Source organism: Rudaeicoccus suwonensis (assembly GCF_007829035.1).
GTDB lineage: Bacteria > Actinomycetota > Actinomycetes > Actinomycetales > Dermatophilaceae > Rudaeicoccus > Rudaeicoccus suwonensis.
Genome location: NZ_VIVQ01000004.1, coordinates 29,644 through 46,990, shown reverse-complemented (window position 1 = coordinate 46,990; position 17,347 = coordinate 29,644). Strand labels below are relative to the sequence as shown.

At 66.4% G+C, this 17,347-nt stretch carries 13 protein-coding genes; 10 read left to right on the top strand and 3 right to left on the bottom strand.

The window, feature by feature from the left end; translation table 11 throughout:
* Positions 1-87: 87 nt before the first annotated feature.
* Positions 88-1,788: a class I adenylate-forming enzyme family protein gene (locus tag BKA23_RS15950; protein WP_145230312.1), complete on the bottom strand. Its 1,701-nt coding sequence runs from the start codon at positions 1,786-1,788 to the stop codon at positions 88-90.
* On the bottom strand, positions 1,785-2,843 hold the full coding sequence (locus BKA23_RS15945; RefSeq protein WP_211841769.1) for an SDR family NAD(P)-dependent oxidoreductase: 1,059 nt from the start codon (positions 2,841-2,843) through the stop codon (positions 1,785-1,787). Before BKA23_RS15945 ends, BKA23_RS15950 begins: the two co-directional genes overlap by 4 nt.
* 132 nt (positions 2,844-2,975) lie before the next feature.
* On the opposite strand from BKA23_RS15945, the gene BKA23_RS15940 reads away from it, so the two are divergent.
* From BKA23_RS15940 to ilvC, 6 genes are all read left to right on the top strand, one after another.
* A complete protein-coding gene (locus tag BKA23_RS15940) occupies positions 2,976-3,383 on the top strand; it encodes a nuclear transport factor 2 family protein (protein WP_145230310.1) in 408 nt (135 codons plus the stop codon).
* A gap of 73 nt (positions 3,384-3,456) precedes the next feature.
* Positions 3,457-4,215 carry an ABC transporter ATP-binding protein gene (locus tag BKA23_RS15935; RefSeq protein WP_145230308.1) on the top strand — a complete coding sequence of 253 codons (759 nt, stop codon included), beginning with the start codon at positions 3,457-3,459 and terminating at the stop codon, positions 4,213-4,215.
* Complete coding sequence (locus BKA23_RS15930; protein WP_145230306.1) at positions 4,200-5,762, top strand: hypothetical protein; 1,563 nt, start codon at positions 4,200-4,202, stop codon at positions 5,760-5,762. The genes BKA23_RS15935 and BKA23_RS15930 overlap by 16 nt, the downstream gene beginning before the upstream one ends.
* 272 nt (positions 5,763-6,034) lie before the next feature.
* Positions 6,035-7,909: an acetolactate synthase large subunit gene (locus BKA23_RS15925; protein WP_246104710.1), complete on the top strand. Its 1,875-nt coding sequence runs from the start codon at positions 6,035-6,037 to the stop codon at positions 7,907-7,909.
* Between the two features lie 2 nt (positions 7,910-7,911).
* Positions 7,912-8,424 carry an acetolactate synthase small subunit gene (ilvN, locus tag BKA23_RS15920; protein WP_145230302.1) on the top strand — a complete coding sequence of 171 codons (513 nt, stop codon included), beginning with the start codon at positions 7,912-7,914 and terminating at the stop codon, positions 8,422-8,424.
* 58 nt (positions 8,425-8,482) lie between these two features.
* Positions 8,483-9,517, top strand: a complete 1,035-nt coding sequence (gene ilvC / locus BKA23_RS15915; protein WP_145230300.1) for a ketol-acid reductoisomerase — start codon at positions 8,483-8,485, stop codon at positions 9,515-9,517.
* A 165-nt stretch (positions 9,518-9,682) separates the two neighbouring features.
* Here ilvC and BKA23_RS15910 read toward each other — a convergent pair whose 3' ends face one another.
* Positions 9,683-11,740: an SGNH/GDSL hydrolase family protein gene (locus tag BKA23_RS15910; protein ID WP_145230297.1), complete on the bottom strand. Its 2,058-nt coding sequence runs from the start codon at positions 11,738-11,740 to the stop codon at positions 9,683-9,685.
* A gap of 599 nt (positions 11,741-12,339) precedes the next feature.
* On the opposite strand from BKA23_RS15910, the gene BKA23_RS15905 reads away from it, so the two are divergent.
* The 4 genes from BKA23_RS15905 to cimA all read left to right on the top strand — a co-directional run bounded on the left by BKA23_RS15905 (position 12,340) and on the right by cimA (position 17,296).
* The gene (locus tag BKA23_RS15905; protein WP_145230295.1) at positions 12,340-13,395 is read left to right on the top strand and encodes a 3-isopropylmalate dehydrogenase; all 1,056 of its coding nucleotides are present in this window, start codon (positions 12,340-12,342) and stop codon (positions 13,393-13,395) included.
* A 94-nt stretch (positions 13,396-13,489) separates the two neighbouring features.
* Complete coding sequence (locus BKA23_RS15900; protein ID WP_145230293.1) at positions 13,490-14,587, top strand: branched-chain amino acid aminotransferase; 1,098 nt, start codon at positions 13,490-13,492, stop codon at positions 14,585-14,587.
* Complete coding sequence (locus tag BKA23_RS15895) at positions 14,580-15,395, top strand: HAD family hydrolase (RefSeq protein WP_145230291.1); 816 nt, start codon at positions 14,580-14,582, stop codon at positions 15,393-15,395. The genes BKA23_RS15900 and BKA23_RS15895 overlap by 8 nt, the downstream gene beginning before the upstream one ends.
* Positions 15,396-15,706: 311 nt before the next feature.
* On the top strand, positions 15,707-17,296 hold the full coding sequence (gene cimA / locus BKA23_RS15890) for a citramalate synthase (RefSeq protein ID WP_145230289.1): 1,590 nt from the start codon (positions 15,707-15,709) through the stop codon (positions 17,294-17,296).
* Positions 17,297-17,347: the final 51 nt, after the last annotated feature.

Genomic DNA, 17,347 nt, shown 5'->3' with positions numbered 1-17,347 from the left:
GATGCCTCCCGTCGTGACCGGCTCTGCGGGCACCGATCCGGATGACGTATGGCGCTGCCGGTCATCACCTGCCGACAGCGACATCCGTCATGACGACGGTGCTCGCAGTTGGTCGCGCAGGTCGCGTTTGAGGACCTTGCCGACGGGATTGCGCGGTAGTTGTTCGATGACCTCCAGCCGTTCGGGCCATTTGAAGCGCGTCACCTGCTGCTCGCGCAACAGGTCCAACAGGTCGTCGAGGGTGGGTGGGTCGTGCGGGTCCACCGGCGCGACGAAGGCGCACACCTTTTCGCCGAGGCGTTCGTCCGGCATCCCCACGACGCCGATCTCGGCGACCTTGGGATGCGCCGACAGCAGTGACTCGATCTCGGCCGCCGAGATCTTGTAGCCACCACGACTGATGAGGTCCTTGGCACGATCGACATACACCAGCAGGTGGCGCTCGTCGTCGGTGAACTCGAAGATGTCGCCGGTGCGGTAGTACCCCAGTTCGTCGAACGGCGACGGCGCATCGCCCCAGTAGCCGGCGATGATCGCAGGGGAGGACACCCGAAGTTCGCCGGGTCGACCCGGTTCGTCGATGTCCTCGCCGGTGACCAGATCGACCAGCCGCGACCGGCTCTCACGACCGATGCGGGTGCGCCAGGCGAAACTGTCGTCGCCCGGCCGCGGGAACAGTCGGCCGCGCTGGGCGGGATCGGGAATCGTGTCCGGGCAGCCGAACAGGCACAGGCCTTCGTTCGAGCCGAAGAGGTTGAGCACCTCCACCCCGTGCCGGCGTTCCCACGCCTCGATCATCCAGCCCGCCATGGGCGCCGAGCCGGATCCGACCGCGCGCAGCGATGAGATGTCGCGACCGGCGAGCGCCTCCTGCGTCCCGACAAGAGCGTCGAGCACGGATGGCGGGGCGCACGTGTAGGTGACACGCTCGTGCTCGATCTGTCCGATGAAGGTCTCCATGTCGAAGGGCTGGTGCTGCACCAGTCGCGCGCCGAGCATCAGCCACGGCAGGAACATCCCGGCCATGCCACCGGCGTTCACCATCGGGAACGGGTTCAGCAGCACGTCCTGTGATGTCAGTCGGGGTGTCTCGATGGTGCCGAGGGCGATCGTCATCCAGTCGCCATGTGCGCGTGGAACTCCCTTGGGTATTCCCTCGGTGCCGGAGGTCCAGCACAGCGTCACGCAGTCGTTGGGATGCCGCACCAGCCCGGCCAGATGCCGCCCGAACTCCGCATCGTCGTGGTCGTCTCGAAGGGCCGGCCCCAGGTCGATCACCCCAACCGGCAGTTCTTTCCCCCACGCGAGCACCGACCGCAGTGAGGGCACCGCAGCGACGAGGCCGGCTGCCGTGCTGGCGGGGTGTCGTTTGCCGGCCCGCCCGACGGTCAGGAAAGCCGTCATGCCAGCGCGCTCACCCATCTGACGCAACTCGTGCGCGTCGTACTGGATCGGGAACGGCGAGGCGATCGCCCCGATGGTGGCCGTCGCGATGTACGCCATCGCCAACTCGACCGAGTTGGGCAGTTGCACACCGACCACGTCGCCCTGCCGAACACCGCAGCGGTGCAGGGCGCGGGCCAGATCGTGCACCTCCTGCGCAACCTCGGACCAGGTCAGTCGGCGGGGCGGACCGTCGGTGATGCTCTCGCGGTTGACCGGATCGACGAGTGAGATCCGGTCCGGGTTGTCGCGGGCGCGTCGGTCGAACTCGTCGACCCAGGTGCGGCCGCTCCACCAGCCGTCGCGCTCGAACTGCGTGACCTGCTCGTCGGTGTAAAGCCTCACGACAACTCCTCCGGGCTGCGGCCGGTGATCTCGGCGGCGAAGTCGAGGAAGGCCGACTGCGCCTCCGGATACTCGCGTGGCGTGGCACTGCGGCTGAGCGCCAGCAGCTGCTCGAGTTCCTGGGGCGACACGCTGCGGCCGGGAAGCTCGACGGTGCCGAACTCGACGGCGCTCGCGGCACGTATGGCGCCGCCGGCGGCGACCACGATCTGACCGTTCAGCGTCGACTGCGGGTCGACGAGCGCGGTGACGACGGGTGCGACAGAGGCGGATGTCATCGCCTCGCGATAGCTCTCGTTCATCCCGGTGTCGGTCATCTGTGTCGTCGCATAGGGCATCAGCACGTTGGTCAGCACGTTGCGGGCCCCGCCCTCCACCGCGATCGCGCGGCCGAGCGTGGTGATCGCGCCCTTGCTGGCGGTGTAGGCGCTGGCGGTCGGTTCGCCGTGCAGGCCCGCGGTCGAGGACACCAGGACGATCCGTCCGAAGGTGTTGGAGCGCATGTGCGCCGCGCAGAGCATGGCGATGTGGGCGGTGCCCGACAGGTTGGTCGCGATGACGCGGTCGAAGGCATCGGTGCTCGACTTGTGAAACATCGTCGGAGTGCTGATGCCGGCGCTGGTCACCAGGAAGTCGATTCGCCCGGTGATGTCCATGGCGCACTCGAACATCGCCCGCGCTGCGGCGGGGTCCGCCACGTCGCTGTGCTCGGCAACGGCATCACCGCCCGCTGCACGGATCTCGGCGACGACATGGTCGGCCGGGCCGAGCCCGGCGTCGTCCACCTCGCGATTGCGGTTGTTCGCGACGACGGTTGCTCCCGCGGCCGCCAGGTGGAGCGCGAAGGCACGGCCGAGTCCTTTGCCGGCGCCGGTGACGATGCCGACGCGGCCGGCGAGTGGTTGAGCGGGACTCATGGCGATTCCGGCATCCCTTCCGAAGGTGGCGCTGCAGTCGCCGACGAGACGACCGACTCTGTCAGTTGTAGTACGACGAGAGTCGGTGCGCAAGACCGGAACGCCCGCCCCGATGCCCATCGGTGGTTCGGCGGGCATTGACGAGAGACTCTGTCTACTGTAGTAATAAGTGCGCGGTGACGGTCGTGGAACAGTCGACGGAAACGGTGGCCGTCATACACACCGCCGCGCACGCGGTCTTTCGGAAATGCTTGGTGAGAAAGGATTTTCATGGCTATTGAGGATGATGTCCTGGCTGTCGCCCACGACATGATCGATGCTTGGAACCGACTTGACTGGGAGCGCGTGCTCGCACTTTTCGCCGAGGACGGACTGCTGCACAGCATGATGGAGGACGACGCCACGGTCGGCCGCCCCGCCATACGTCGGCGGTTGCAGGCGTTGACCGAAGGCACGTCCGAGATCCGGATCGAGATCCGCAACGAGGCGGCTGTCGGCAACCTCGTCTTCCTCGAACGCGTCGACAACTTCGTGATCGGTGGGCGGTCGGGCTCAATGCCCGTCGTCGGAGTTCTCGAGATCGAGGACGGCGTGGTTGCGGCGTGGCGTGAGTATTACGACCGCGCGACCTTGCTGCGCGGACTCGGTGTCGACCATGATTTCGCCGAGGATCTGTGACGGACCGGTAACAGTGCGAGACTGATTCGCCGAGTCGGACCGTCGGCACGCCGAACCTGGTTGACTCTGCACCGTGGCTGACGCGGTGGTGCTCGAAGGGCTGGTCAAGACGTTCGGGGGCAGTCTCGCCGTCGACCACCTCAGCCTGCGCGTTCCGGCTGGTTCGATGTTCGGTCTCGTGGGGCCGAACGGTGCCGGCAAGACCACAACGTTGAGTATGGCGACGGGTCTGCTGCGACCGGATCACGGAACCGCCACGATCCTGGGCCACGACGTGTGGAGCGACCCGGCCGCTGCCAAGGCCGTGATGGGTATCGCGCCGGACGGAATGCGACTGTTCGACACGCTCAGCGGCGGCGAACTGCTGCAGTTCGTCGGCGAGTTGCGCTCGATGCCTCGTGTTCTGGTGCGCGAGCGGTCCGCCGAGCTGATCCAGGTGCTCGGTCTAGGGAAAGCCGAAAACGTCGTTGTTGCAGACTATTCCGCGGGAATGACCAAGAAGATCGGTCTCGCCTGCGCGCTGCTGCATGCGCCTCGGCTGCTGGTGCTGGACGAGCCGTTCGAGTCGGTGGATCCGGTCTCGGCGGACACGATCCTCGCGATCCTGCGGCGCTTCGTCGCCGGAGGAGGAACGGTCATCATGTCCAGCCACTCCATGGAGTTCGTCGAAGTCGTGTGTGACCGGGTTGCGGTCGTGGCGGCGGGGCGGGTACGCGCCGCCGGCACCACCGCACAGGTGCAAGGCGGTATGCCGCTGCGGCAGCGCTTCCTCTCGCTGGTCGGAGCCACTGGCATGCCGGCGGATGGTGGGCTGCAGTGGTTGCAGTCCTGATCCGCCTGAAGGTGGCACTGCTGCGCCGGTCGTTGGGTGGCAGCGACAGCCGCGCGGCCGGCGTCGTCATCGGGGCGATCATCGCGGCCTTGGTCGTGACGTCCATGGCCGGCGTGGCCGTCTTGCTACGGTCGGCGCCGCTCGACCGCAGCAATGTGCTGGTGGTACTCGGCGCCGCTGGCACATTCGCCTGGCTGATGCTGTCGCTCGGCGCTTTCGGTGCGGACGCGACTCTCGATCCGGCACGACTGAGCCTGCTGCCGGTGCGGGCTCGACGGTTGCTACCAGGGCTCGCGCTGGCATCACTGGTCGGTGTCCCCGGCATTCTCACCGTCGCGCTCGCAGTCGAGCAGGTGATCGGCTGGAGCCGTTCGGTCCAGGCCGCCGTCGCCGCGCTGGTCGCCGCCGTGCTCGGCGTGTCGACCTGTGTGCTGCTCGCGAGGACGGCAACGACCGCGCTTGCACACGCTCTCAGTGCCCGGCGCGGTCGTGAACTCGTCGCAGTCGCGACCGCGGTGGTGATGTCCGGGGCGGTGCTGTCGTACAACATGCTCATCGCCTCGGGCGACACGTCTCCCTCCCGAGTCCGCGTCGATCGGTCGGTCGTCGTCACCGCCGGCTGGACTCCCTTCGGTTGGGCCTGGGCGATCCCGTGGGATGTCGCGCGAGGCGCCTGGGTCACTGCGATCGTTCACCTGTTGTTGGCGTCAGCACTGGTCGCGAGCCTGTTGCGAGCATGGCAGTGGCTGCTTGACAAGGCGCTGTGCTCGACCACCACGGGCAGCGTCGGCACGGTGCGTGCCAGGGCCGATCACGGCACCCGCACCGGTCCGGTGGGTGCGATCGCGCGCCGGCGGCTGCTCGCCTGGCGGCGTGACAGCCGGTTGCTCGCGACTTTGGCGCGGCTGCTGATCGCGCCCGTGCTGTTCATCGTGGCGGCCGTCGTCGAACCCGACCACGGCGCCGAAGCCGTTGTCGCCCCGGTGTTCCTGGCGGCGTTCACCGGGGTGGCGCTGGCCAATGACCTCGCTTTCGATGGTGTTGCGTGGTGGATGCAGGTCGCGGCCGGAGTGCCCGGCTGGTGCGACCGTGCCGGCCGCGCGGTCGGACTGGCCGGCCCGCTGGCTGTCGTTTCTGTCGCACTCACCGTGGCCCTCGCGGTGGGTGGGCTGCTACCCGACGGGCTGGTGTGGTTCGCACCGGTTGTCTCGACCATCTCGTGTGCGATCGCGCTCGGTCTGCTGCTCGGGGCCGTGCGGCCTGGTCAGGCTCCCAGCCGTGCTGCCGGCGCCTTCGCCAGTCAGGCAGGTGGGGGCGCGATCGGCTGTCTGATGTACCTCGCCTGTGTGCTCGGTCCGGTGCTCGCGTCGCTGCCGGTCGGAGTCGCCGCGTGGTTCGCACGCGATTCCGTGCCAGGGTCGTTGGTGGTGCTGCTCGGAGCGGTCGGTTATGGCGCGGCGGCTCTCACTGCGGGCATCGTGTTCGGTGGCCGCCTGCTTGACCGGCGGGCGCCGGAGATACTGGGCATGCTGGCCCAATTCGGCTGAGCTGGGCGCCGGCATACGGCGAGATGTCCGAGATATGAGACTCGCGTCTCAGAATATTGACGCTCGACGGCGACGAGCACAGACTTGCCACATGGCACGAATCCTCGTACTTTCCAGGCGCGCTCGCTGAGATCACATCAGTTGGCGCGCTCACCCTCACTGCCCGTAGATCCGGGATGGGGGTTTTTTTATGCCCTCACCATCACGGTTGAGGGTGCAGGACCGGCACCACACGAGTGATCAGACCGAGCAAGGACGAACAGGTGACTGCAGTGATTCCGACCCCAGCCCAGGTCGCGCCCAAGGCCGCGGCCTCCGCACCCGAGGTGACCGGTGCGCAGAGCCTCGTCCTGTCACTGGAGTCGGTGGGCGTAGAAGTCGTCTTCGGGCTCCCGGGTGGCGCGATCCTGCCGGCATACGACCCGTTGCTGGACTCGGTGAAGCTGCGGCACATCCTGGTGCGTCACGAGCAGGGCGCCGGGCATGCGGCCGAAGGTTACGCCTCGGCAACAGGCCGGGTCGGGGTCTGTATGGCGACCAGTGGGCCGGGTGCCACCAACCTGGTGACCGCCATCGCGGACGCCTACATGGACTCCGTGCCGATGGTCGCGATCACCGGGCAGGTCAGTTCACGCACCATCGGCACCGACGCCTTCCAGGAGGCCGACATCCGCGGCATCACGCTGCCGATCACCAAGCACAGCTATCTGGTGACCGACGCCGGCGACATCGCCACCGCGATCAAGGAGGCTTTCCACATCGCCTCGACCGGCCGGCCGGGGCCGGTGCTGGTCGACATCACCAAGGACGCCTTGGTCGCCAAGACGCGGTTCGAGTGGCCCGACGAGATCGGGTTGCCGGGGTACAAGCCGGTGACCCGGCCGCATCACAAGCAGATCCGGGCGGCAGCGGCTCTGATTCGTGAGGCGAAGCGACCGGTGTTCTACATCGGCGGCGGCGTGATCCGCGCCGGAGCCACCGAGGACCTGCGCGACCTGGTCGACCTGACCCAGATTCCGCTGGTCACAACGTTGATGGCGCGCGGGGCCGTGCCGGACAGCCACCCCCTGCATCTGGGTATGCCTGGAATGCACGGGTCCGTCGCTGCGGTGACCGCGCTGCAGAAGGCCGACCTGCTCATCGCGATCGGCACGCGTTTTGACGACCGCGTCACCGGCGACTTGGCGACCTTCGCGCCCGACGCGCACGTGATCCATGCAGACATCGACCCCGCAGAGATCTCCAAGAACCGTGTCGCCGACGTGCCGATCGTGGGCGATGCACGTGAGGTCGTGCGAGACCTGGCCACCGTCATACGGACCGACATCGAGGCGGGCAACGGTGGCGACTACGCCGCCTGGCGGGCGCGGACCCGCGGCTGGACCCAGACCTTCCCGCTCGGTTACAGCTCGGCTCCGGATGCGACCTCGATTGCGCCGCAGTACGTCATCGAACGCATCGGCGCGCTCACCGGGCCGGACGCGGTGTATGCCGCAGGCGTGGGCCAGCATCAGATGTGGGCGGCGCAGTTCGTGCACTATGAGCGGCCTAACTCGTGGCTGAACTCCGGCGGCCTTGGCACCATGGGGTATTCGGTGCCGGCGGCGATGGGCGCCAAGACCGGTGAGCCCGACCGTGTGGTGTGGGCGATCGACGGCGACGGCTGCTTCCAGATGACCAACCAGGAGCTTGCGACCTGCGTCATCAACAAGATCCCGATCAAGGTCGCCATCATCAACAACTCCAGCCTCGGCATGGTGCGTCAGTGGCAGACGTTGTTCTACAACGAGCGCTACTCCAACACCGACCTGCACACCGCCGTCGGCAGCCGCGTGCCCGACTTCGTCAAGCTGGCCGAAGCCTACGGCTGCGTCGGACTGCGGTGCGAGCGGCCCGAGGATGTCGACGCCACGATCGCAAAAGCGTTGGAGATCAACGATGTTCCCGTGGTCATCGACTTCGTGGTCGAACGCGACGCCATGGTGTGGCCCATGGTTCCGGCCGGCGTCAGCAACGACCTGGTCACCACTGCCCGGGCGATGACCCCGGTGTGGGATCGCACCGACGAGGGCGAGACCGCCCTCGGATCCGCAGGCAGTGTGGCCGAGGCAGCCGATGCGGTCACCGACGAGATCGGAGGCAACTGATCATGGCCCGTCATACGTTGTCGGTCCTCGTGGAGGACAAACCCGGTGTGCTTGCTCGCATTTCGGGGTTGATCTCACGGCGTGGCTTCAACATCGACTCGCTCGCGGTCGGCCCGACCGAGCACCACGAAGTGTCACGTATGACGATCGTGGTCGACGTCGACGAGACCGCGTTGGAGCAGGTGACCAAGCAGCTGAACAAGCTCGTCGAAGTGCTCAAGATCGTCGAGCTTGAGGCTGAGGCGTCGGTGCAGCGGGAGCTCGTGCTGGTCAAGGTCCGCTGTGACGCCTCGACGCGTGCCGAGGTGGTCCAACTGACCCAGATGTTCCGGTGCAATGTCGTTGACGTGGGCCTGGATTCGCTGGTCATCGAGGCGACGGGCACCCCGTCCAAACTCGTCGCGCTGCTGGATGTCCTCGAGCCGTACGGCGTGCGTGAGATCGTGCAGTCCGGGCTCGTCGGCGTCGGCCGCGGCGGAAAATCCATCACCGACCGCGGGCGCAAAACTGCCTGACCGGCATACGAAATACCTTTCAATTCAACGAGATTCATTCATATCAAGGGAGATTCCAGTGGCCGAAATGTTCTATGACGACGATGCTGACGCCTCGGTGATCCAGGGTCGCAAGGTCGCCGTCATCGGCTATGGCAGCCAGGGCCACGCACACGCCCTCAACCTGCGCGACTCGGGTGTCCAGGTCGTCGTCGGTCTGCGCGAGGGTTCGTCATCGCGTGAGAAGGCGGAGAACGAGGGCCTGACCGTGCTGTCGGTCGCGGACGCGGTCAAGCAGTCCGACGTCGTGATGATCCTCGCGCCGGACCAGGTGCAGCGCACGCTGTACGCCGAGGAGATCGCGCCGCACCTGCAGGAGGGCAACGCGATCTTCTTCAGCCACGGCTTCAACATCCGCTACGGCTACATCACCCCGCCCAAGGGCGTCGACGTCGCGATGGTCGCGCCGAAGGGCCCCGGCCACCTGGTGCGTCGCGAATACGTCGACGGCAGAGGCGTTCCCGTGCTCGTGGCCGTCGAGGTCGACGCGTCGGGTCAGGCGTGGGAGCTGGCGAAGTCGTACGCCAAGGCGATCGGTGGTCTGCGTGCGGGTGGAATCAAGACCACCTTCACCGAGGAGACCGAGACCGACCTGTTCGGTGAGCAGTCCGTGCTGTGCGGTGGCGCATCGCAGTTGATCCAGTACGGCTTCGAGACGCTCACCGAGGCGGGCTACCAGCCGGAGGTCGCCTACTTCGAGTGCCTGCACGAGCTGAAGCTCATCGTCGACCTCATGGTCGAGGGCGGCATCGCCAAGCAGCGGTGGTCCTGCTCCGACACCGCCGAGTATGGCGACTATGTCTCCGGCCCCCGCGTCATCGACCCGCACGTGAAGGACAACATGCGTGCCGTGCTGAAAGACATCCAGGACGGCACCTTCGCGCAGCGCTTCATCGACGACCAGGACGCCGGAGCACCGGAGTTCAAGGCTTTCCGCGAGAAGGGCGCCCAACACCCGATCGAGAAGACCGGCAAGGAACTGCGCGGCCTCATGAGCTGGATCAAGGACGGGGCGTCGGACGCTGACTACGTGGAAGGCTCCGCAGCCCGCTGATCGCGGCGCTGCAGCATCTGCGGGTTCTGCTCTCATCTGAATATTCGACGGTGGGGCACTAAGGCGCCCCACCGTCGAATATTCAAGGCATTAGTCGCAGCCATCGCGTGTCGTCTTCACCGCGCGTGTCGCTGCACCTGGGTCACCTCGCGGAGTCGTCGGCTCTCAGCGTGAGGACGTCGTGGGAGAGACCGGTGGGGTGCTCGGGGCAGCACTGGCCGGGCGAGCGGTGGCCGAGTCGCCGGTGACCCGCTCCAGTGTCGGCATGATCCACTTCCAGAACAACGCGGCGCCCTGCACGGTGTAGTGAACACCGTCCATGCGCACCTGTTTGACACCGTCGAGGGAGTTGACGTATTTCCCGCCGGGGCACACATCGGCTGCGACGTCGAAGATGTGCACCTGTCGCGGATGCGCCGCGGCAAAGCCGGCCAGGATCTTGTTGAGCGCTGCGGCCCGAGCCGGGTCGTTGCGGTCCGGCGCCATGTCCTGACCGTCCACGACGTATGACGTGTAGTGGTAACACGGGACGTTCGGAATCACGACCTGCACATTCGGTCCGAGTTGCTGCAGCCCCATCTCCAAACGAGAGCGGAAGTATGCCGCGTATTGCGGCGACTCCTCCTTGACGATCTTGCCGTCGATGACGTGGTCGTAGACATCCCAGCCGCCGAGAGACCAGATGACGACATTGGCGCGATTGGCTTTCACATCCGCGGCCCACTTGCCGAACACGTTGTCGCACGAGGTGTCACTGCTGGACTGGGGCTGTGGCACTCCGTTGACGACGAGGTGCTGTTCGGCGGTGCCGCACCCGATGATCACGTCACCCGCCACCGAGACGTTCGGGTACGACGCCTGCGGGAATGCGTAGCCGATCGAGAATCCCACCGAGTCACCGACGATGAGCACCCGCATGGCTGCAGAGGCATTCGTGGCGGCGGTCTGCTGCTCCGATCCGCTCTTGGCTGTCAACAAGGGGTTGGCCGAGACGGATGGCGTGAACACGATCGTGGCCACAGCGGTGAGCGGCAGGATGATGAAGCCGGTGATCAGACTGCCGCTTCGGCCGAGCACATTCTTCAGACCGCGCATGCGGATCGGCTGCTCGACCAGGTAGTACGACGCAGCGCCGGCGGCAAAACTCAGGGCGAAGCGCACGACGAACAACACCGGGCCGGATAGTCCCGTGCGGCCAGGCGTGAGCATCACGAAGATCGGCCAGTGCCACAAATAAAGGCCATAGGAGATCTTCCCGATCCATGACCACGGGCGGTAGCCGAGCAGCCGTGCCACGGGGCCGTTCTGTTGCACCTCCACCGAGGTGATCAACGCGCAGGTCGCCAGCACGAAGACGAAGAAGCCTCCGCGATAGGTGAAGTCGGCATACTCGCCGACCCCGAAGAAGAAGACGAACATCGCCACGAGTGCGACGACGCCCAGAGCGGTGAAGCGGGAGGCGTACTCGCGCAGGCGTTTCATCGGCAGCAGGCTCACCACGACGGCGAGAGTCGAACCGAGGAAGAGATCTTGAGCTCGCGTGTCCGAGCCGTAGTAGACCCGTGACGGGTCGGTGCCCGGCGTGTAGAGGAGCCACATCCAGATGGCCGACAGCACCGCAAGCCCGCACAAGGCGCCCGCGATCAGCCGACGATTGCCACGGGTGATCGCGAGAAGGGCGATCATCAGGGCTGGCAGAACGAAGTAGAACTGTTCTTCGATCGCCAGCGTCCACATCTGCCGGTACGGCGATGCATCGCCGAACTGGGCGAAATAGGACTGCCCGGTGTCGATGAAGTGCCAGTTGGCGTAGTAGAAGACCGTCGAGATCGCGTCGCCCTTCATCGTGGCGACAGCGATGCTGTCCAGAACACGGGGGCAGATGAGGGTGATGCCGACGATCGCCAGCACGAGGCCCGGCAGAAGTCGGCGCGCTCTGCGAACGTAGAAGTTGGCCAGATCTATCGATCCCCAGGCGCGGCTTTCGGCGATGAGCAAACCGGCGATGAGATAGCCCGACAGGGCGAAGAAGACGTCGACTGCGAAGAAGCCACCCTTCGGTTGGCTGTTCGTCGCGTGGAAGACCATGACGACAACGACTGCGAGCGCTCGGATTCCGTCGAGAGCGGGTCGGTGGTTCCTGTTGGCCCTGGCGGTCTTCTCATGGTGGGCGTGGGCGTCCGCCGACCGACGGTCTGCCTTCGAACGTGCCGTGAGCGTCACAGAGGAATGTCTTCGCAGTCGGGCCGAGCGCGTCGTGATGCTCGGCAGATTCACTTCTGGATGGCTTCGAGCAGGGGTCCTGTGATCGAGGCCATCCTTGTCCGCTGCGAGATTAGCTTGTGGTGCTTCCCGTTACCAGGCAGTAGGCCGGGGCTTCGGTGTTCTCATTATATGAGATCGTCGTATCGTCCATTGGACTTTACTTCCTACACTCATGGGTATGACGCGGCTCACCATCCTCATTGCCGGCCGCGGCGAGTTCTGAGGTCAGCCACTCGCCGCGGAGATCCCGCGATGCCGCTGACCGAACTCACAACAGACACAACCAGGCCCCGGATCGCCGCCCATCTCGGGTGAGGGCGCCGGTTGGGCCGACCGCTCACGGAAGGACGAATGCGATGACCGAAGAACAGCAGGAAGCCCGTCGCGCACTGCAGGAGTCGATGGATCTGCGCGACTGAAGCGCTTCACTCGTCTGCCCGAACAGCCCCGGTCGATCCGATCGGGGCTGTTCGGCGCCGCGACACCGACTTACAGTGCGATGTCCGTATTTCAAGATTCAGATTTCGAATGGCGAGACGAACATCTAGGGTTGTCGTATGACGACAGCAACTGGTGACTCGATCGACCTCGCAGTGATCGGCGGCGACGGCATCGGCCCTGAGGTGGTGGCCGAAGGTTTGAAGGTCCTCGATGCGGTGAGCGGTGCCAAGGTCGCCCGCACCGAATACGACCTCGGCGCGCAACGCTGGCACGCCACCGGCGAAACCCTGCCGGACTCGGTGCTCACCGAGCTGCGCGGACACGACGCGATCCTGCTCGGTGCCATCGGCGACCCGACCGTCCCCAGCGGAGTGCTCGAGCGAAACCTGCTGCTGCGCTTGCGTTTCGAGCTCGACCACTACATCAACCTGCGTCCGTCCAAGCTCTACCCCGGCACCGCAAGCCCGCTCGATGTGGCGACAGTGGCGCCGAACGGCATCGACTTCATCGTCGTCCGTGAAGGCACCGAGGGTCCTTACACCGGCAACGGTGGCGCACTACGGGTCGGCACGCCGCAGGAACTCGCGACCGAGGTGAGCGTCAACACCCGTTTCGGCGCCGAACGCGCGGTGCGCGACGCCTTCGCGCGGGCCGCGGCACGGGAGCGCAAGCACCTGACGCTGGTGCACAAGCACAACGTGCTCACCCACGCCGGCCATCTGTGGCGGCGGACGGTCGAGGACGTCGGAGCCGAGTTCCCCGACGTGACAACGGCATACACGCACGTCGATGCAGCGACGATCTACCTGGTGACCGACCCCGGTCGCTTCGACGTCATCGTCACCGACAACCTGTTCGGCGACATCGTCACCGACCTCGCCGCCGCAGTGACGGGAGGTATCGGTCTGGCCGCCTCGGGGAACATCAACCCCGACGGCACCGCGCCGAGCATGTTCGAGCCGGTGCACGGCTCGGCGCCGGACATCGCGGGGCAGGGCAAAGCCGATCCGACCGCCGCGATCCTGTCGGTCGCGATGCTGCTGGCACACCTCGGTCGCGACGACGAGGCGAATCGTGTTCACGACGCGGTTTCGGCGGATCTCGCCTCGCGCGGCACGACAGTGCGCAGCACGACGCAGGTCGGCGACGCCATCGCCGCACTCGTCAGCTGATCACCTGTGGCGGCGGCCACACCGCCGCCGGTGAGCGGCGGGCATACGCATAAACTAGGAAGCCCTAGTACTTCGTTTGCCGGAGGTTCGTGTCATGGCGTTGCAGTTCACCGTTTCCGAGAGCACAGGTCGGGTCGGCGACGCCGAGCGGGCGAAGATCCTCGCGAATCCCGGCTTCGGCAACTACTTCACCGATCACATGGTGACCGCGACATGGTCGGACGCCGACGGTTGGCACGACGCCGCGGTCACGCCATACGGACCGATCGCTCTTGATCCCGCTGCCGCGGTGCTGCATTACGCCCAGGAGATTTTCGAGGGCATGAAGGCCTACCGCCACGCCGACGGCACGGTGTGGACCTTCCGGCCCGAGGCAAATGCCGCGCGTTTCGCGCGCAGCGCGCACCGTCTCGCGCTGCCGGTGCTGCCCGAGGACGACTTCGTGCAGTCGCTGCGTGAGATCGTCGCGATCGACAAGGCATGGGTGCCTGAGGCTGCCGACGGTGCCGAAACCTCGCTCTACCTGCGGCCGTTCATGTTCGCCTCCGAGGCATTCCTGGGTGTCCGGCCGGCGAAGAAGGTCACCTACTGCGTGATCGCCTCACCCGCCGGGGCCTACTTCTCCGGTGGCGTGAAGCCGGTGTCCTTGTGGATCTCCACCGACTTCGCCCGCGCAGGGGAGGGCGGCACGGGTGCGGCCAAGTGCGGCGGCAACTACGCCTCGTCGCTCGCCGGCCAACTGGAGGGCATCGACCACGACTGCGACCAGGCGGTCTTCCTGGATTCCTCGACGCACACCTACATCGAAGAACTCGGCGGGATGAACCTCTTCATCGTCTACCGCGACGGCCGCATCGTGACTCCGGAGCTGACCGGGTCGATCCTCGAGGGCGTCACGCGCAGCTCGATCCTGGAGTTGGCGAAGGAGTTGGGGCTGTCACCGGAGGAGCGCCGGATCCCGATCCAGGAGTGGAAGGACGGCGCCGAATCCGGTGAGATCGCAGAGGTTTTCGCCTGTGGTACCGCAGCAGTGGTGACCCCTGTCGGCGAGCTGCGTTGGGATGGCGGATCCTGCGACCACCGTCGCGACGGCCACACCGACGAGATCGCCCTCAAGATCCGTTCCACGCTCCTCGACATCCAGTACGGCCGCGCGGAGGACGCCCGCGGCTGGATGACGCAGCTTGCCTGACCCGGGCCACAATCCGTCCCGCCCGGCGCTGGTCGCGAGCGATCTCGACGGCACCCTGCTGCACTCCGACGGCACGATCAGCGCACGCACTGCGGATGCGTGGTGCCGGATGCCGTCGATCGGCATACAGACCGTCATGGTGACCGCTCGCCCGCCGCGGTGGACGCACTTCCTGGCCGATCTGATGGGTGAGCATGGCACCGCGATCTGCGCCAACGGCGCGTTCGTGTATGACGTGCGCAGCCGAAAGGTGTTGCAGTCACACACGATCGACTCTGCGGTGGTGCAGGAGCTGGCGGGTTCGATCAGGCGAAGGATCCCCGAGGTCGCTTTTGCGGCCGAACTCGCGACGGGCAAATTCGTCGAACCGGCCTATCCCGAGTTGCATCCGGAGGATGCGCCGGCCGTGGTGCACTGCGGTCCGGTGTCGGAGCTTCCTCCCGACGCGGCCGTCGGCAAGCTGCTGGCACGGGCTCCCGGGCGGTATGACGAGGCCTTCGTGACCCAGGTCGCCGGGATCGTGGGCGACCTTGCCGTTGTTGCCTATTCAGGTGTCGGTGGTCTCGCGGAGATCTCCGCGCCCCGCGTCACCAAGGCGGTCGGACTCGCGCGGTGGGCCGAGGCGCTCGGCATACAGCGCGACGCGGTGTGGGCCTTCGGGGACATGCCCAACGATCTGCCGATGCTGAGTTGGGCCGGCCGGTCGTATGCGATGGCGAATGCCCACCCGCTGGTCGTCGAGGCTGCGACCCATCGCTGCGCCGCCAATGACGACGACGGCGTCGCCCGGGTGCTCGAGATCCTCTAGGTCGCAGCGAAGCGCGTCCGGATGCCGAGACTTGTGTTCCGACGGGCGGACGCGGCGTGGCATGCTGTCGCCGTGGCAAGTCTGTCGGCCGTGGTCACCACCACATCGGTCATTATCAGCTAGCGCGCCGGACCCGGTCCGACGCGCAACCTCCCGCTACCCCGGGAGGTTTTTTCGTGTCCGGGCCACATCCCGTTCCGGCGCGAGCAGCGGACCGGTCCGCGTGACCACAGGTATCACGTGCGAGAGCATCGAACTACCAACAATTCCAAGGCATTTCCGGCAGGACCCCCGAAAGGCACGACACGGCGATGAGCAACTTCCACGTCTACGACACGACACTGCGTGACGGTGCACAGCAGGAGGGCCTCAACCTGTCGGTCTCCGACAAGCTGGCCATCGCGGGCTACCTGGACGACCTCGGGGTGGGCTTCATCGAAGGCGGTTGGCCCGGAGCCAATCCCAAGGACACCGAGTTCTTCCGGCGGGCTCGCACCGAGCTCGACCTCAAGAACGCCACCCTCGCCGCCTTCGGATCCACGCGACGTGCGCACACCCGAGCGGCGGACGACCCCCAGGTGCGCGCGCTGCTCGACGCGCAGACCGACGTCGTCACGCTCGTGGCCAAGTCGCACACCAGGCACGTCGAAGAAGCGCTGCGCACCACACCCGAAGAGAACCTCGCGATGATCGCCGACACCGTGAGTTTCTTGACGCGCGAAGGGCGTTCGGTCTTCCTGGATGCCGAGCACTTCTTCGACGGCTATGCCCTCGACCCGGCATACGCTCTCGAGGTCGTGCACACCGCGGCGCAGGCTGGCGCAGAGGTCATCGCACTGTGCGACACCAACGGAGGCATGTTGCCGCCGCGGGTCACCGATGTCGTGGGGGAGGTTCTCGGTCACACGCAGGCGCGCCTCGGGATCCACTGCCACAACGACACCGGTTGCGCGGTCGCCAACTCGCTCGCCGCGGTCGAGGCCGGCGCCAGTCACGTGCAGGGCACGATCAACGGGTACGGCGAGCGCACCGGCAACGCCGATCTGGTGACGGTCGTCAGCAACTTGCAGCTCAAGCTCGGTCGGGAGGTCGTGCAACCGCAGCGGCTACGGCAGGCGCTGCACCTGAGCCACGCCATCAGTGAGGTGACGAATGTCGTGCCGTACGGCCGCCAGCCGTACGTCGGTGCCAGCGCCTTCGCGCACAAGGCGGGATTGCACGCCAGTGCGCTCAAGGTCGACCCGGATCTCTACCAGCACACCGACCCTGCCCTCGTGGGCAACTCGATGCGAACTCTGGTGTCGGACATGGCCGGCCGGGCCAGCATCGAACTCAAGGGCAAGGAGCTGGGCTACGACCTGACCGGCGAGCCGGAGTTGCTGTCCAGGGTGGTGTCTCGGGTCAAGGATCTGGAGCAGCAGGGCTGGACCTTTGATGCCGCCGACGCGTCCTTCGAACTGCTGCTGCGCGAGGAGGTCACGGGTGCGCCGCTGGTCTACTTCGAAGCCGAGTCGTGGCGGATCATCACCGACTCTGGCACGTATGGCGATGCGTCGCCTGTTTCCGAAGCCACTGTCAAGCTGCGCGCCGCAGGGCGTCGCGTCGTGGCCACGGGGGAGGGCAATGGACCGGTCAACGCTCTCGACCACGCGCTGCGCGAAGCGCTGTCCGAGGCATATCCGGAGCTGGCGGAGTTCGAACTCATCGACTTCCGGGTGCGCATCCTGGATGCCGCCCACGGCACGGACGCCACGACACGCGTGCTGATCGAGACGACCGATGGTCAGCAGATCTGGCAGACGGTGGGCGTGGCCGACAACATCGTGCACGCCAGTTGGACGGCGCTGGTCGACTCGTTCACCTACGGCCTGCTGCAGCGAGGCGTGCAGCCGAGGGACTGACTCCGGCACGCATAACTCGCCGCATCGGCGACTTATGCGTGGCCGCCTCGA